The organism is Pirellulales bacterium, from assembly GCA_019636335.1.
Taxonomy (GTDB): domain Bacteria; phylum Planctomycetota; class Planctomycetia; order Pirellulales; family JAEUIK01; genus JAHBXR01.
In genome coordinates this window covers 81,201-95,700 of sequence record JAHBXR010000024.1, presented here as the reverse complement: position 1 = coordinate 95,700, position 14,500 = coordinate 81,201, and the positions used below count along the sequence as shown (strand labels likewise).

14 protein-coding genes are annotated in these 14,500 nt (G+C 62.6%); 4 read left to right on the top strand and 10 right to left on the bottom strand.

The window, feature by feature from the left end:
* Positions 1 to 1,628, top strand: a 1,628-nt coding sequence (locus KF708_20350; protein MBX3415046.1) for a hypothetical protein, incomplete at its 5' end; no start/stop codon positions are given.
* A 194-nt stretch (positions 1,629 to 1,822) separates the two neighbouring features.
* Here KF708_20350 and KF708_20345 read toward each other — a convergent pair.
* The 6 genes from KF708_20345 to KF708_20320 all read right to left on the bottom strand — a co-directional run bounded on the left by KF708_20345 (position 1,823) and on the right by KF708_20320 (position 9,378).
* Positions 1,823 to 2,140 carry a helix-turn-helix transcriptional regulator gene (locus tag KF708_20345; GenBank protein ID MBX3415045.1) on the bottom strand — a complete coding sequence of 106 codons (318 nt, stop codon included), beginning with the start codon at positions 2,138 to 2,140 and terminating at the stop codon, positions 1,823 to 1,825.
* Entirely contained in the window at positions 2,137 to 2,571 is a 435-nt protein-coding gene (locus KF708_20340) for a type II toxin-antitoxin system HigB family toxin (GenBank protein ID MBX3415044.1), read from the bottom strand. The genes KF708_20345 and KF708_20340 overlap by 4 nt, the downstream gene beginning before the upstream one ends.
* Positions 2,572 to 3,073: 502 nt before the next feature.
* Positions 3,074 to 5,533 carry a HEAT repeat domain-containing protein gene (locus KF708_20335; GenBank protein ID MBX3415043.1) on the bottom strand — a complete coding sequence of 820 codons (2,460 nt, stop codon included), beginning with the start codon at positions 5,531 to 5,533 and terminating at the stop codon, positions 3,074 to 3,076.
* A gap of 394 nt (positions 5,534 to 5,927) precedes the next feature.
* Positions 5,928 to 7,121, bottom strand: a complete 1,194-nt coding sequence (gene argJ, locus KF708_20330) for a bifunctional glutamate N-acetyltransferase/amino-acid acetyltransferase ArgJ (protein MBX3415042.1) — start codon at positions 7,119 to 7,121, stop codon at positions 5,928 to 5,930.
* Between the two features lie 74 nt (positions 7,122 to 7,195).
* A complete protein-coding gene (argC, locus tag KF708_20325; protein ID MBX3415041.1) occupies positions 7,196 to 8,212 on the bottom strand; it encodes an N-acetyl-gamma-glutamyl-phosphate reductase in 1,017 nt (338 codons plus the stop codon).
* A 212-nt stretch (positions 8,213 to 8,424) separates the two neighbouring features.
* The gene (locus KF708_20320) at positions 8,425 to 9,378 is read right to left on the bottom strand and encodes a carbohydrate kinase family protein (protein ID MBX3415040.1); all 954 of its coding nucleotides are present in this window, start codon (positions 9,376 to 9,378) and stop codon (positions 8,425 to 8,427) included.
* A 281-nt stretch (positions 9,379 to 9,659) separates the two neighbouring features.
* On the opposite strand from KF708_20320, the gene KF708_20315 reads away from it, so the two are divergent.
* The 3 genes from KF708_20315 (at position 9,660) to KF708_20305 (ending at position 12,338) form a co-directional block, all read left to right on the top strand.
* On the top strand, positions 9,660 to 10,988 hold the full coding sequence (locus KF708_20315) for a hypothetical protein (protein ID MBX3415039.1): 1,329 nt from the start codon (positions 9,660 to 9,662) through the stop codon (positions 10,986 to 10,988).
* Between the two features lie 145 nt (positions 10,989 to 11,133).
* Positions 11,134 to 12,117, top strand: coding sequence for a MarR family transcriptional regulator (locus tag KF708_20310; protein ID MBX3415038.1), 984 nt, complete (start codon positions 11,134 to 11,136; stop codon positions 12,115 to 12,117).
* Complete coding sequence (locus KF708_20305; protein ID MBX3415037.1) at positions 12,111 to 12,338, top strand: hypothetical protein; 228 nt, start codon at positions 12,111 to 12,113, stop codon at positions 12,336 to 12,338. Before KF708_20310 ends, KF708_20305 begins: the two co-directional genes overlap by 7 nt.
* 5 nt (positions 12,339 to 12,343) lie before the next feature.
* Here the strand turns inward: KF708_20305 and KF708_20300 are convergent, their stop codons facing one another.
* The 4 genes from KF708_20300 to gmk are packed head-to-tail and all read right to left on the bottom strand — an operon-like array spanning position 12,344 to position 14,475.
* Positions 12,344 to 12,979 (bottom strand): phosphopantothenoylcysteine decarboxylase, encoded by a 636-nt coding sequence (locus KF708_20300; protein MBX3415036.1) that lies wholly within the window; start codon positions 12,977 to 12,979, stop codon positions 12,344 to 12,346.
* Positions 12,980 to 13,026: 47 nt separating this feature from the next.
* Positions 13,027 to 13,581 (bottom strand): phosphopantothenoylcysteine decarboxylase, encoded by a 555-nt coding sequence (locus KF708_20295; protein ID MBX3415035.1) that lies wholly within the window; start codon positions 13,579 to 13,581, stop codon positions 13,027 to 13,029.
* 21 nt (positions 13,582 to 13,602) lie between these two features.
* On the bottom strand, positions 13,603 to 13,866 hold the full coding sequence (locus KF708_20290; protein ID MBX3415034.1) for a DNA-directed RNA polymerase subunit omega: 264 nt from the start codon (positions 13,864 to 13,866) through the stop codon (positions 13,603 to 13,605).
* Positions 13,867 to 13,872: 6 nt separating this feature from the next.
* Positions 13,873 to 14,475, bottom strand: coding sequence for a guanylate kinase (gmk, locus tag KF708_20285; protein MBX3415033.1), 603 nt, complete (start codon positions 14,473 to 14,475; stop codon positions 13,873 to 13,875).
* Between the last annotated feature and the right edge of the window lie 25 nt (positions 14,476 to 14,500).

The window sequence follows — 14,500 nt, the reverse complement described above, 5'->3', positions numbered from 1 at the left end:
CAGGCGGGCCAGGAAGCGGTATTCGAACCGTCCATACGGATGGAACCGGGCTGTCGCAGTTGCCGTTCACGGTCTACTATCCGCATCAGATTGAAGTCGATCCCGTCAATAACAAGGTCTATTTTGGCGATGTCGTTGGCTTCAACGGACTGCGCAGGGCGAACTACGACGGCACGGGCGTTGAAACGCTGGCGACGGGAATTGTCGTGGGCGAAGCGCTCGACTTGGATATCGCGGGCAACCGGATCTTCTACTCACACAACGAAATTGGCGTTGACGAGCATCAACTGTGGTCGGCCAACCTGGATGGCAGCGATCCCTTGTTGCTGCTGACCGTGACCGAGCGACCTAATGACATCGAGCTTTGGAACGGGCAGATGTACTGGAGCACGCAGTTCGGCATTCATCGGGCCAACTTGGATGGAACCGATGCCACAAAGGTTGTTACGTTCGATGCAGGTAGTCCGTGGGGCGCAGATGGTTTTGCGATTGTGCCGGAGCCATCGAGTATCGCTATGGGTGGCATAGGGGCGGCCGTCATCGGAGCATATGGCTTTGTGTCCCGGCTGCGACATAAACGCAATGGCAAGTGCCTGTGGCATTTAGGGCGCCGTGGGCTGAAAGGAGACGGTGAAACCAGCGCGAATTGTCGCTGGCAAGTGCCGATCGTTGGTGCTCTGGCTTGGCTGGTCGCCGCACTGGGGCCGATAGCCACGGCCGATGCTGCGTCGCTTTACTTCACCTCCGACGGAAGCATCAAGCGCGCGAACATCGACGGCTCCGGCCTGGAAACGCTCTACAGTTATCCAGGCGGCTCGGGCAGTATGTGGGTCAACTGTATCGATATCGATCCCGCGACACAGAAACTGTACTGGTACGGCAAGGATTCCACTCACCCAATGGTGTTACGCAGCAATCTCGACGGCAGCGGTATCGAGCCGGTGATTACAACTGGGCTGACGAGTAACGCCCTTTACGGCTTCGCCGTCGATGGTGTCGGCGGTAAGCTGTACATGCATCAGCACCTCGGCGCGAACTCGAACAGCAGCATTTACACGGCGAATCTCGACGGTACCGGATTGGCCAAGCTGCCGTTCACCGCCTATTACGCGACCGACATCATTCCCGAGCCAGTCAGCGGCAAGCTCTACTTCCACGACAACGTCTTTTACCAGGGAATTCGACGCTCGAACCTGGACGGGACATCGGTCGAGAATCTGGTCGTCGGCGACGCGAGGGGTGTGGGGCTGGCGCTGGACCTGACGGCGAGCAAGCTGTATTACACCGACGCCGCCACTCATCAGATTTTCCGGTCCAACCTGGATGGCTCGGGGCAGGAACTGCTGTTGTCTCTCGACCACATGCCACGCGACATTGAGCTGTTCGACGGACAGATGTACTGGATGAGTCAGTTCGGCGTCTACCGCGCCAACACCGACGGGACGGGCATGACGCAGGTACTCGCGCTGAGCGGTGCGAACTGGGGCTCAAATGACACCCTGGTCATCTATGAAGCCGTGCCGGAGCCGGCGACCGTGGCCGTAGTCTTCACCGCAGTGCCGATGCTCATCGTTGCCGAAATTGTTCGCCGTCGGCGACAACGGGCGACACGACCAGTCCTCGCATGACGAGCTAGTACACCGTGCGCCGATGGAGCCCCCGGTGCGATCGATCGCGACAGCCTTGTGGCTCTCCGGGCGGATTTGTCTGACCGTTGCCGCCTGCTCTTGCGTGACATGTGAGATTTTGTAGGTCAGGCACCCTGTACCTGACACTCTTTCGAGTTGCCACGTCGAGCTTTGTCAGGTACGGGGTACCTGACCTACGAGTCGAGATCAAGCGAAAATACCCCCTGCACGACTCCAAAATAGGCGCACAATTTGGCGACGTTCTTTCTGGTCAGTTTTCGCTTTCCGGCGAGGATCTCGGAGATCGTCGATTTTCCAAGGCCCGTATCCTTTGCCAGTTGGACCTGGTTGACCCCCTTGGCTTCCATGAGGTGACCGAGCATTTCCGCGTCGCTCGGATCGTCGAACTTGATATGCTCATCTTCATAGATGAGCACCAGGTCGCTGAGCGCGTCGAGATAATCTTCGGCGCCTGGGTCGAGCGGCCCACGCCGCAGCAACTTAGCGATCATCTTTTGGGCCGCCGCCAGATCCTTGTCGCTGTGAATCGACTTGAGCGGAAATTCGTTGACCAACTGCAAGTAAGTGTCAGGGACGCGGCGAGTCTTCTTCGTTGAGCGGACCATGCAACTAGCTCCCAAATGTTCCCATCCCTAGAAGCAACCGCAATCCTGTTTCCATCTGCCTTTGTCGTATTCGCGATGAACACCTTGTGAGTGGCGTAGTTGATCTTCACGACGAGCCGGTACTTGTTCCCACCGATGTTGAAAACGACGCAGTCTCCCACCAGGTCGGCACTGGCGTAAGACCGGCGCACGTCCGCGAAGTTCTGCCAGTCCGCCTTCAGCACGTTCTTGTACCAAGTGCGCAGGGCACCTTCCGCATCCCGGCCGTCCGCCGTCTCCCAGAAGGCCCGCAGGGCGGCTTTTGAGAGAATTCGCATTGCGGGGTCTCCTTTACTTATCGACGACACCCAGCATTGTAGTTCTATAAAATAGATTTTAGAAGATAAGAGTTCTAAAAAACAGAACTATCTACTACCCCCCACTGTTTGACCGCGACACCCAAGGTGGACGGTGTCGGGCACCACGGACTCTGCCAGTGGTCAAGGACTGAACCACAACAACACGCTACGGGTTTGGGATTTTTTGTCGGGCCCGACGTCGGGCAGCGTCATGGTCTGTTTCCGAAGAGCTCTTCGGCGAGTGCATCTCGGCTGATCCCGACATGCTCGGCGACGTCCCGCAGAACGCCGGAAATCGTTCCGATCCGCAGTGTGCGGTGATTGGGAATGGTTACGTGAGGATCCTTTCCTAACTCACCAAAGCCGAAACAGGATATGTCTCTGATCGCGTTCTTCCATTGTAGCCGACCAATTCACCCCGGGCAGACGCCGATCTCAAACGCGGCGGAGGACCGCACGTGCGGGCACGGAGCGCGGTTGGTTATTCCTCGCCGAGCAGCGCCAGGATGTCGCGCAGCTCTGCGGGGCTGAATTGCTCGTGCAGGCCGTCGGGCATGACCGACTTGCTGGCGATGGCGCGGGCCGCGACCTGGTCGCGTGGCAGGTCGATTTGCTTGCCGTCCGCCAAAAGGAGTTGTTCGACCGGGCCGCTGCCGGGCACGCCGAGCGAGAGGGCCGTGAACGTGCGGCCGTCGGTGGTTTCGATCGTCCAGGGGACGTAGCGCGGCGCGATTTCTCGGCTGGGCTCGAGGATCGATTCCAGTACGCGGCGGCGCCCCATGCGCGTGGCGATGCCCGAGAGGTCGGGCCCGACGTCGGCTCCCTGGCCCGCGACGGTGTGGCAATCGCCGCAGCGGCCGGCCCCCTGGCCGAAGAAGGCCCGCCAGCCGGCGTCGCGGTCGCCTCCTTCGCCCACAAGCGCGAGCCAGGCGTCGATATCGTTCGTGCCGGGGCTCGTCGCGGGGAACGTGCTCTTGGCGGTGGTGCCGCTCGGCGCGGATCGAGCAAGCTGACGCGCGGCCGCGGCTTGCACGGCGCCAGGTTCGCCGGCGGCGAGCTTTTCGAGCAATGGCCGCGATGTTTCATCGACCAGCAGACCTGCCACGGCATCGGCGCGAAGCTGCGGATCGGCCGACGTATCGGCGATGACGGCTTCGAGCGCGTCGCTTCGTTCGGCCAGCGGGCTGCGGACGAGCGTGCGGACGGCTTCACGCCGCAGACCAGCGTCGGACGAGGCGAGCAGCTCGTTCAACTGCGATATGGCGATCGCGGGATGGCTTGGCCCGAGCATGCGCAGCGCCATGGCGCGCAACGCCGTGGGGCGATCGTTGTCTTGTAAGACGGCCAATAAAAATGGTTCGCCCGCGGCGCGGCCCGACTGCGCCGGCGTCGTGCCGGTATCGATCCAGTCGATGGCCGCCAGCGTCGCACGGAACAAGGGCCACGGGACGTCAGGTTCGTTGAGCATCGCTGCCAGATTCGCGCGAAACCGCGGCAAGCGAGCATCGGAAATCCAGCGCACGGCGTACAACCGCACGTCGGAATGCGGAGCAGAGAGGGCCGCGGCGAGCAATTCGTCGCGCCGCGCGTCGCCGATCTTCGAGCGGCGGGCCGCTTCGAGCAGGCCGAGCGTTTGCCGCGCGTCGGCGAGATCGGACAGTTTGGCACTTTCGACGAAGGTGGAATTCGTCAGCCCGACGACGGCCGCCTGGTGCAGAAAGGGATCTTCGAGGCTGAGCGTCGCCTGGTTCGGCGACGAGGCAAGCCGCGCGGCTTCCTGCTCGGCCGCGGTGAGCGCCGGAAATTCATCCGTCGGTGGCGTGCCTTTCCATTTCAAGCGCCAGATGCGTCCTTTTCCATGCACCTCGTAGCTGCGATCGACCCAGTCGGTGAAGTAGAGCGAACCGTCGGGGGCAACGGCGAAGTCGATCGGCCGGAACTGATCGTCCCCTTCGACCACGACCTCGCGCACGGCGGAGAAAGAGGCGCCGCGCGGCTCGAGGCGGAATCGCTCGACGCGATATTCTCCCCAACTCGAGACGTAGAGTTGCCCGTGGTAGGGGACGACAGCCGAAGGACCCTCGCTCGTCCCGGCCACCATGGGGAGCGTGCCGGGCAGTTCGCCGTCCCAGGCCTGCAACGGGTGCTTGCCCGAGCGACCGTAGCGGAACTGGTAGCCGTAGTCTCCCCCTTCGACGACGTGCAGCAAACGACAGGGAGGACTAGCGTCGGGATCGTTCTCGATACAGAAGAGGCGTCCGTGCGGATCGAGGCAGATGCCGAAGGGGTTCCAGAAGCCGGTGGCAACTTGTCGCAGCGAGCTGCCGTCGAGCTGGCAGTGGTAGACGTTGCCCCCTTCTCCGCCGCCGCTCAGGCGCGTGCCGTCGCTGCCGATGAGGGTGTAGGGCTCCCCCAGGTTTTCGCCCAGGCCGAAGTAGAGGCCCCCCTGGTCGTCGAAGGCGAGGCCGCAGAGTCCGTCGTGCGGATAGTCGCCGGGGGTATCGAGCCGGGCGATCTCTTCCTCCTGGTCGGCCACGTCGTCGCCGTTCGTGTCGCGCAGGCGGAAGACGCGCAGCCGCGTGGCGACGTAGATCCAGTCGTCCGGCCCGCGCCGGATGCTCATCGTTTTCTCGCTGCCTTCGTGGAAGCTACGGAAGCGATCGGCGCGGCCGTCGCCATCGGTGTCCTCGAGGAGACGAATGCGATCGGTCTTCGGCCCGGCGTAACCTTCCGGAGGAAAGTGGGTGTGCGATTCGATGACGAGCAGCCGGCCGTGGCGGTCGAACGTGAGGCCGATGGGGGTGACGATCTCCAGCTCGCGCGCGACGAGCGTGAGCTCGAGGCGGTCGTCGAAGACGCGCGGCGCGGGATCGGTGGGCTGTGCCGTGGCGGTGCATGCCACACAGGCCAACCAGATCGCGCACCAAGTGAACAATCGCATGTGGCTACCTCGTTGCAAGTGGGTAGGCTCGAAACGCTGCTCGTCGGGTGGCACGGATGATTTTCCGGAGCGGCTTGCGGAACGAGATGAATCGGAGTCGGAAAATCGTCCGTGTCGCGCAGCGACAAGAGGATGAGCGTGGGGGCATGGCTTGTCCCACGCCGGCCGAGCAGAACTGATCCTCTTGTTGCTGCGCGACACCGACCATTTTGCGATTCATGGTCTTGCGCAGTTGCAAAGTTTCTCCGCAAAATGATCTGCTACCCCCGACGCTTTGGGCTATCCCAAGCGCTAAGCGTAAGCGAGGGAACACTACGAGCAAACGTTCTTTCTGGAATCGCCTCGCTGACGCTTCGGGTTGCGATGCAACTTTGGCGCAACTCGACAACCACTGTCAGGTGCGATAGTCGGCGTTCAGCCGGACATATTCGGCCGTGAGATCGGTCGTCCAGAAGCGACAACGGGCCGTTCCTTCGCCGAAGCGGAGCACGATGTCCGTGTCGCGGTTGTCGCGAATCGAGTTCGAGACGGCCAACTCGTCGAAAGCGACGGGGCTGCCATGCTCGTAGAGCAGCGTGCCGTTGACCGTCAGGCTCACGCCGCGGGGATCGAAGGGAACGCCGGCATACCCGGCGGCCGAGACGATGCGTCCCCAGTTGGGATCGGCCCCGGCGATGGCCGTTTTCACCAAGGCGCTTTCGGCGACTGTCTTGGCGATGCTCCGCGCGGCGTTGCGCGTCGCGCAGCCTTCGATCTCAAGCGTGACCAGGTGGGTGGTTCCTTCGCCGTCGGCGGGAATCGCCCGGGCCAACTCCGTGCAAACTTCGGCCAGCGCCCCGCCGAAGCGGCGCAACTCTTCTCCCTTCAAGACCCCCGTGCCGGCGGCCCCGTTGGCCAGCAGCAGCACGGTATCGTTCGTGCTCATGTGTCCTTCGACGCTGATGCAATTGAACGAGTCTTCGACGGCCGTGCGGAGGGTGGCTTGCGCATCGACCGGCTCGAGGGCGGCATCGGTCAGAATGACCCCCAGCATGGTGGCCATGTTGGGGCCGATCATGGCGGCCCCCTTGGCCATGCCGGTGATGCGCACCGTCTTGCCGGCGAGCGTCAGCGTGCGCGCGGCCAGCTTGTGCGTGGTATCGGTGGTGAGCATGCCCCGCGCCGCGCGGACGAGATCGTCTTCGCCCGAGGCGAGCTTGCCCGCCGCCTCCTGAATGCCCGCGGCGATCTTCTCCATGGGGAGAAAGTTGCCGATCACGCCGGTCGACAGCACGAGGGCCTGTGGGGCCTGGGCGCCGCAGGCCTCGGCGGCGAGCCGGGCCATCTCGGCGGCGTCACGATCTCCTTGCTCTCCGGTGCAGGCATTGGCATTGCCCGAGTTCACCACGATGACCCGCGCGGCGGTCATGGGGGTGCGGGCACGATCGAGTCCCACCGGGGCGGCAAAGACGAGATTCTGCGTATACACGCCCGCCGCCGTGGCATCCGCCTCGGAGACAATCAGGGCGAGATCCTGCTTTTCAGGATTGCGTTTGATGCCGCAGTGAACTCCGGCAACGCGATAACCGAGCGGCAATGCAAGCGACATGCGAAGACCTTTGTCGTGACGTGGGGCCGGCTCGTGGGCCGACCAGGTGAGGGCGTTCAAGCGGAGCCGGAGGGCTACAGCAGGGCGGTCGTCTCGGGGTAGCCGTACATCAGATTCATGTTCTGCACCGCGGTGCCCGCCGCCCCTTTAGTCAGATTGTCGATGCAACTGATCGTCAGCACGCGGTCGCGCACCACGCGGGCCGTGATGTCGCAGAAATTGGTGCCGCTGGTGTCCTTGGTGCCGGGCAGGTGCTTGACCACACGCACGAACGGCTTGTCGGTATAGAACTCGCGCAGCGCGTCCATCACCTGCGTTTCGGTCACCGTGCCCTGGGGGCGCGAATAAGCGGTCGAAAGAATGCCCCGATCCATCGGCACGAGATGGGGCGTGAAGATCACCTGCACCGGTTGGCCCGAGGCGATGGTGAGCGTCTGCTCGATCTCGGGCGTGTGCCGATGCCGGCCGACGTTGTAGGCCGACAGGCTCTCGTTGCACTCGGGAAAGTGCGTCGTCAGCTTCGGCGTGCGCCCTGCGCCGGAGACGCCACTCTTCGAATCAATGATGATGTCGTGCGGTTCGATCAAGCCGGCTTTGAGCAGCGGCGCGAGCGCCAGCGAGGCGGCGGTGGGATAGCAGCCAGGATTCGCGATCAGGTCGGCCGGCACGATTTGCTCGGCGAACAACTCGGGCATGCCATAGACGGCCTTGCCCAGCCGCGCCGGATCGGCGTGCTTTTCGCCATACCACTCGGCATAGACACTGGGATCGCGCAGGCGGTAGTCGGCGCTAAAGTCGACCACGCGCGCGCCGGCCTCGAGCAGGTGGGGTACCAACGAGGCGGTGACCCCATGCGGCAAACAGCTAAAGACGCACTCGGCACGCCCGGCGACGGCGATCGGGCCGAGATCTTCGCAACGCACGTCGAGCCGGCCCCATAAGGCGGGATGCACGTCGCCGATGTGGGGGCTTCCTTCCTGGCGACTGGTAATCACCGCGATATCGACGTGTGGATGGCGCAGCAGCAGCTTGATCAACTCGAGGGCCGAGTAGCCAGTTCCGCCCAGGATCGCGACGCGAGTTTTCTTCATCGTTTGGTTCTGATATCCCGTGGCTGCCACGCCTCGAATTTGCAGGTTTTCTGCCGGTTTCCCGGCAAGTATACCGCTGTTGAAACAAACCCGCCAAGGGGCCGCCTGACGGGGCAGACCGACTCGCGCAAGCCGCTCGGCAATCAGGATGTCTAGAAGGAGATCTTGCCAGACAAGAAATCGCCGGCAGCGGTTCGCGTCGGCGCCAGGCGTTAGATCGTTTCGATGGCGAGCGGATAACGCACGGCGAACTCGGCCGCTTCGGCTCGGGTGAAGACCGATGCCGTGGCGCTGAGTCCGCGCACGCAGCTTGCGCCCAGCAGGCTCCCCAGGCGGAGGCATTCGCGTTCGTCGCCACCGGCGACGAGACCCGCGATATAACCGGCATCAAAGGCATCTCCCGCGCCGGTGCCTCCGAGGAATTCGACCGGATAGACCCCGGCGCGGAGGCGATTCGTCTGCGAGACGAGCACCGTGCCGTCACCGCCGCAGGTGATGACCGCCGTGCGAGCGCCTGCCGCGACGAAGCGTTCTGCCTGGCACATGGGATCGTCGAGCCCCGTGATGGCGAGCGCCTCGTCGAAGTTCGGCAAGAAGACGTCGGTCTCGGGCAACACGGGGGCCAGACGGGGCCAATGATCGCCGGCGCCGGGGAGCACGATGTCGAGCACCGTTTGCACCCCGGCAACGCGCGCGGCGCGAAACAGCTCGGCCAGCCGCTCGGGGTCGCACGAATCGAGCAGCAGATAGCCCCCCACGTAGAACACCTTCGCCTGGCGGATCTGGTCGAGCGAGATGTCCTCGGCACGGAGATGGCCGTTGGCGCCAATCGTGTGAATGAAACGGCGATCCTCGCCGCGGACATTCAGAATCAGCGTGCCAGAGGTCGGCACGCCGGCGATTTCGCGCAGGCCGCTCGTATCGATGCCACCTTGGGCGAGCGTGTCGATGATGAAACGGCCGAAGGCATCCTGCCCCACGCAGCCCAACACGCCCACGCTGAGCCCGTAACGGATCAGGTCGAGCGCGACGTTCGAGGCGCAGCCGCCGATTTCGAGCGGGAGCGCGTCAGCCAGAATGAGCTCGCCCGCCCGCGGCAGGCGATCGAGCGGCGGGGAAAGGTGGTCGGCAACAAGAATGCCGGCGCAGAGGCAGTCGATCTTCACGGCGTGGGCTTCCCTCGGGCGGTTGGCCTGCTGGCGGCGCCAGCAGTTCGCCGCTAGTCCGGCGTTGACGCTAGCGGCTGAATTGCTTAGTTTCTCGCCCTGGTCAATCGTTCTCACCAAGGACGGTGGCGAGTGCGAACGCACACTCGCTGGCGACGTTATCCATAACGGCCGCGCGAACGATTTACCAGACCCGCCGCCTTCGCCGCCGACCCGCTCGGCGACACCGCGCCGGAGTGGAAGGACCAAGGAAGGACCTGTCCCCCCGGAGACTCACTCTCATGGGCCCGTGCGTTTTCTGCCGCGGGGCGCGTGCTTGCGCCACGCTGTTCACCCTCGGTCTGCTGGCTTGTTCACTGACCTTGCCCGCCAGAGGGCAGGAGAAAAACCGCGAGGAAGAGCTGCGCATCGCGCGGCTCATTCGCGACCTGGGCAGCAATTCGTTCGTCGCGCGCGACGCCGCCAGCCAGGAACTGGCCCAGTTGGGCTCTGCCACGCGCCAGCAGCTTGCCGAGGCCCTGCGCAGCGCCGATCCCGAGGTGCGGATGCGGGCCCAGTACCTGATGCAAAAGATCAAGACCGCCGACCTGTGGGAACCGAGCCAGCTCGAGCTGCGCACTGGGGCGGCCAAGGTCACTGGTCTGCTGGCCGCGATCTCGGATCAATCGGGCAATCGCTTGATGGTGGGGGAGCAGTACGGCGCATTTCAGGAAAGTTCTCTCACGTTGGCCACCGGCAAGGGCTCGTTCTGGGAACTGCTGGACGAAGTCTGCGCGAAAAGCGGGAATCGTGTGCGTCCCCATTACGATACGCGCAACCCGGGACTGGTGGTCGTCTCGGGCACGCCGACGCAATACCCGGTCGCCTACGCGGGGCCGTTCCGCGCGGAGATTACCGGTGCTCGGCGGGTCTTTATCGAGGAAGTGGACTACGAAAATCTGCACGCCGATGTGACCCACACGTTCCAATTCAACTTACAGGTGATGTGGGAAGATCGCTTTCGCCTGGTGGCCTATCGCGCGCAACCCGAGTTGGAAGAGGCGGTCACCGCCCAAGGCGTAAAACTGACGGCGACGCAGCCGGCGAGCAGTGGCTGGAATGTCGCCTCTGGGGGCGCGCGGCAATTGGCCATGAATCTGCGGATGAATCCCCCGGCGACTTCCGCGGCCAGGCTCGACCGCCTGGTGTTGAAATGGGGCCTCGTGGCGGTCGGCGACCTGGGGACCATCGAAGTCGAGGACTTTCAAGCGATCGAGTCCTATCGGCAGGACGATGTCGAATTGACGATCGAGTCGGTCGAGCAGAAGCAAGGCTCTCGCTACGAGGTCGGGCTCATCGTTTCGCGCGATCGCATCGTGCCGGAACCGCAGGAGGTCATCTTCCAGGAAATCGAGGTGCAAATGCTCGATTTCGAAGGCAAGCCGTTCCGCTCGCAGGGACAGACGAACAGCCTGACCGGCGCTGGGGCCAAGATGAAGATCACCTTCACGGGCGAAACGACCGAGAGCCGCCCCAAGCTGATTCGCGTCCTTTACCCGCGAATTCGGTCGCAAGAAGATCTGCGCATCGTCTTCCGCGACGTGCCGCTGCCGGTGGGACGGCCGGAGTGAGTGGCGTGTTGGTACCTGCAAAGCTATTTGCGGGCCAGATTGTTTGTGGCAGCTGGTGTCAAACCGCAGCAGTAGAGTAACACTTGAACTGCATAGTATCATATAGTATGATACTATGCGTATTTGATGTTACGGGCGGTGCGCCATGGCAGTCGATGCTGACAGGATCAAGCGATATCTTCAAGACACATTGGGAGTTATCGCAACGGTAACCAATTGGTCCCCCCAGAACCGCCTTCCGCTCTTCTACCGAAGCTCCTATCAATTCCTACAGACTGCGATTCTTGAAACACGCTGTCTATTGATGGTTGAGCGCGTCGAGGAAGCTCTTGCTCCTGCCAAAATTCTCAAGCAAATGGAGCAACTGAGGCCCAAGTGGGACGGAGAACTCATCTATGTGCGAGGGCAAATTTCATCACACCAGCGCAAACGCCTTATTGAGCAGAAAGTGCCTTTCCTGATTCCGGGTAATCAACTTTATCTGCCCATGCTCGGCATCGATCTGCGAGAGTATTTTCGGCAAGCACGCCAAATCTCGCCGGGACTAAGTCCTGCCACGCAGGCTCTCGTTCTTTACTTCATCCTGCAGGCCGCGCAAACGAGGCATACCCCGGCCGAACTCGCAAAGCGGCTCGGGTACTCGAAGATGACGATGACGCGTGCTTTCGACGAGTTGGAAGCAAGAAAACTGTGCGACATTTCAATGGAGGGTCGACAACGCTGGTTGTGCCTCAAGGATTCGCGGCACACGCTTTGGCAAGAAGCACTGCCTCTATTGCAATCACCGGTCAAGAAAAAAACACTTATCCGTCGAGCGAATGATCGACGACCAGGCTTACTTGCCGGTCTTTCAGCGCTTGCCACGTATTCCATGCTGAATGCGCCCAATACACACGTAATCGCTGTTTCTTCGCACACTTGGAAATCCTTACAACAACACCGGATTGACGAAGACACATCCGCTGATGATCGTGATTCAATCGAAGTAGAGCACTGGCATTATGACCCAGCGCTACTCTCTCATGGAAATTCGGTCGATCGCCTATCGCTGTACCTGTCCATGAAGGACAATAAGGACGAACGGATCGAGGCAGCGCTCCAGGAAATGATCGGAGCGATGGAATGGTAGAGGGACTGGCGCGCTTCAGGTCGCACTTTGCGGACTTCACAGATCAATACGTATTGATCGGGGGAGCCGCGGGTTTCGTGCCGGATGTTGTCAAAGCCGACCTCAAGGCGTTTCTTGATCAAGTCAAAGAGGAAGGCATCGACCTGAAGGCACTGGGCGTGGTTGGCCAGACGCGTGCAGACATCGAGATGGAACTGCGAAGGATCTATCAACTTGCTTGAGAGGGTTACGGCGTGGCTGCTGTCCCATCTCGCATAAGTCTTTGACCGATCACGCGCAAGATTCCCCGCGCGACTTCTTCTTTCGGGCCGGCGAGGGCCTCGACGACCGCGCCGCTACGGTCGAGGATCTCGCAGCGATTGTTCTGCGAGTGCATCGCCTCGGGACCGTTGAGGACGATCAGGTCGCAGCTCTTCTTCTCGAGCTTGGTCAGCGCGCGAAAGCGCTGATCTTCCGTTTCCAGAGCGAAGCCGACGAGCCACTGGTGCTGTTTCGAGGCGCCGAGCGTGGCGACGACGTCGGGCGTTTCGATCAGGTTCAAGACGAGCGGCTCACCCGTCTTGTTGATCTTGCCCGAGGCGACCATGCGCGGACGGTAGTCGCACGGCGCGGCGGCGCCAATCAGGCCGTCGCACTCGGGGAAGATGCGCTGGCAGGCCTCGAGCATTTCTTCGGTCGAGACGACGGGGACCACCTGCACGTCGTCGGGATACTTGATTTCAACCGGGCCGCTGACGACGACGACCTCGTGCCCCAACTCTCGCGCGGACACGGCCAGGCATCTCCCCATGAGGCCACTCGAAGCATTGGTGAGATAGCGCACCGGGTCGAGGTATTGCCGCGTGGGGCCCGAGGTAATCAGGATTCTCGCCACGACGGGCCTCTTTGCCTGTTCAATACCCGAGCGCTTCAGCGCGGCTTCAACGTTTTCAGTCGCTCGGCGATCACGTCGTAGATCGCCTCCGGAGCCGACATGCGCCCCACGGCGCGCGTGCGACAACTGAGCCAGCCCTCTTCGGGGCCGACCAGCGAGTAACCGTCTTCGCGCAACTGCGCCACGTTGCGCTGCACGGACGGCTTGTCCCACATCTGGTTGTTCATCGCCGGGGCGAGAATCACGGGACCACGGAAGGCCAGCACGAGCGTCGAGAGCAGATCGTCGGCGGCGCCGTGTGCCACCTGGGAGAGAAAGTTGGCGGTCGCCGGGGCCACGACGAGCAGCTCTCCCTGGGCCGCCAGATCGATGTGCGGACCGAGCGGGTGGTTTCCTTCATCGAAGCCGCGCACGTGGACCTTGCGCCCAGTGAGAGCGGCGAAGGTGGCGGGGCCGATGAAGTGCGTGGCCGCTTCGGTAAGCACGACCGAGACCCCCGCGCCGGCCTGGACCAATTGACTCACCAGCATGGCGGTCTTGTAGGCCGCCACGCCCCCCGTCACGCCGACCACTAACTCGCGACCATTCATCACGAGCACGCCGCCCGTCGTTTAGAGATTGGCCAGGTCCAATTCGGGCGGGCCACCGGTGGTGGTCGTTTCGCCCACGGTGCGGACATTCGACGAGGTGTCGAGGAAGATCTTGTCCTGGATGATTTCCTGGATCACGATCTGCAGCTTGTCCTGCGTGTTCAGGTCGACCAGCGGACGCGCGCCGGCATTGAGCGCCACGAGGCGCTTCTGAATCAAGGTAGAAAGCTTGAACCGGCCGCCGACCTTGTTGACGATCGACTCTTCCTTCAGTTCTTCAAGCATGTTCGTTCAGCCTCCAGAGGAGAGAAGAATATCGCAGATGCGCTGAACCGCGTGGTCGACGTTGTCGTTGATCACGCGGTGCGCGTAGCGGTCGGCAAATTCCAATTCGCGGCGGGCGCCCGCCAGGCGGCGCTGGATCGAGGATTCGGCTTCGGTCCCCCGGTCGCGCAGCCGCTGCTCGAGCTCGGCGAGCGAGCCGGGCTCGACAAAGATCGTGACGGCGTCGGGGTAATGCTCGAGCACGGCCAGGGTGCCCTGCACGTCAATCTCCAAGACTACCCACTTACCGGCGGCCAGACTAGGGGCAACCTCGCTACGCAGCGTTCCGTACCAGTGCCCCCCCTCGTAAACCTCGAAACATTCGAGAAAATCCCCCGCCGCGCGCCGGGTCGCAAACTCGGCCGGACTGAGAAAATGATAGTCCACGCCGTCGGTCTCGCCCGGCCGAGGGGCCCGTGTCGTCGCCGAGACCGAGTACCGCAGCGGCCCCGGGGGGGCGGGAAAATGGGCATTCAAGCGGTGCAGGATCGTCGTTTTGCCAGACCCGGACGGGCCCGAAATGATGATCAGCTTGCCCGGCTGCGTCGCGTTGCTGCTGGTGGCCGCCATCTGGGTCCTTTGACCGTCCGCACAA

Bases quoted from the DNA above. Each gene is read 5' to 3' on its own strand.
- KF708_20345 (MBX3415045.1), bottom strand. From the start codon at position 2,140: ATGATCGCTAAGTTGCTGCGGCGTGGGCCGCTCGACCCAGGCGCCGAA.
- KF708_20290 (MBX3415034.1), bottom strand. From the start codon at position 13,866: ATGCTTGAAGAACTGAAGGAAGAGTCGATCGTCAACAAGGTCGGCGGC.
- argJ (MBX3415042.1), bottom strand. From the start codon at position 7,121: ATGTCGCTTGCATTGCCGCTCGGTTATCGCGTTGCCGGAGTTCACTGC.
- argC (MBX3415041.1), bottom strand. From the start codon at position 8,212: ATGAAGAAAACTCGCGTCGCGATCCTGGGCGGAACTGGCTACTCGGCC.
- KF708_20335 (MBX3415043.1), bottom strand. From the start codon at position 5,533: ATGCGATTGTTCACTTGGTGCGCGATCTGGTTGGCCTGTGTGGCATGC.
- gmk (MBX3415033.1), bottom strand. From the start codon at position 14,475: ATGGCGGCCACCAGCAGCAACGCGACGCAGCCGGGCAAGCTGATCATC.
- KF708_20340 (MBX3415044.1), bottom strand. From the start codon at position 2,571: ATGCGAATTCTCTCAAAAGCCGCCCTGCGGGCCTTCTGGGAGACGGCG.
- KF708_20305 (MBX3415037.1), top strand. From the start codon at position 12,111: ATGGTAGAGGGACTGGCGCGCTTCAGGTCGCACTTTGCGGACTTCACA.
- KF708_20315 (MBX3415039.1), top strand. From the start codon at position 9,660: ATGGGCCCGTGCGTTTTCTGCCGCGGGGCGCGTGCTTGCGCCACGCTG.
- KF708_20295 (MBX3415035.1), bottom strand. From the start codon at position 13,581: ATGAATGGTCGCGAGTTAGTGGTCGGCGTGACGGGGGGCGTGGCGGCC.
- KF708_20310 (MBX3415038.1), top strand. From the start codon at position 11,134: ATGGCAGTCGATGCTGACAGGATCAAGCGATATCTTCAAGACACATTG.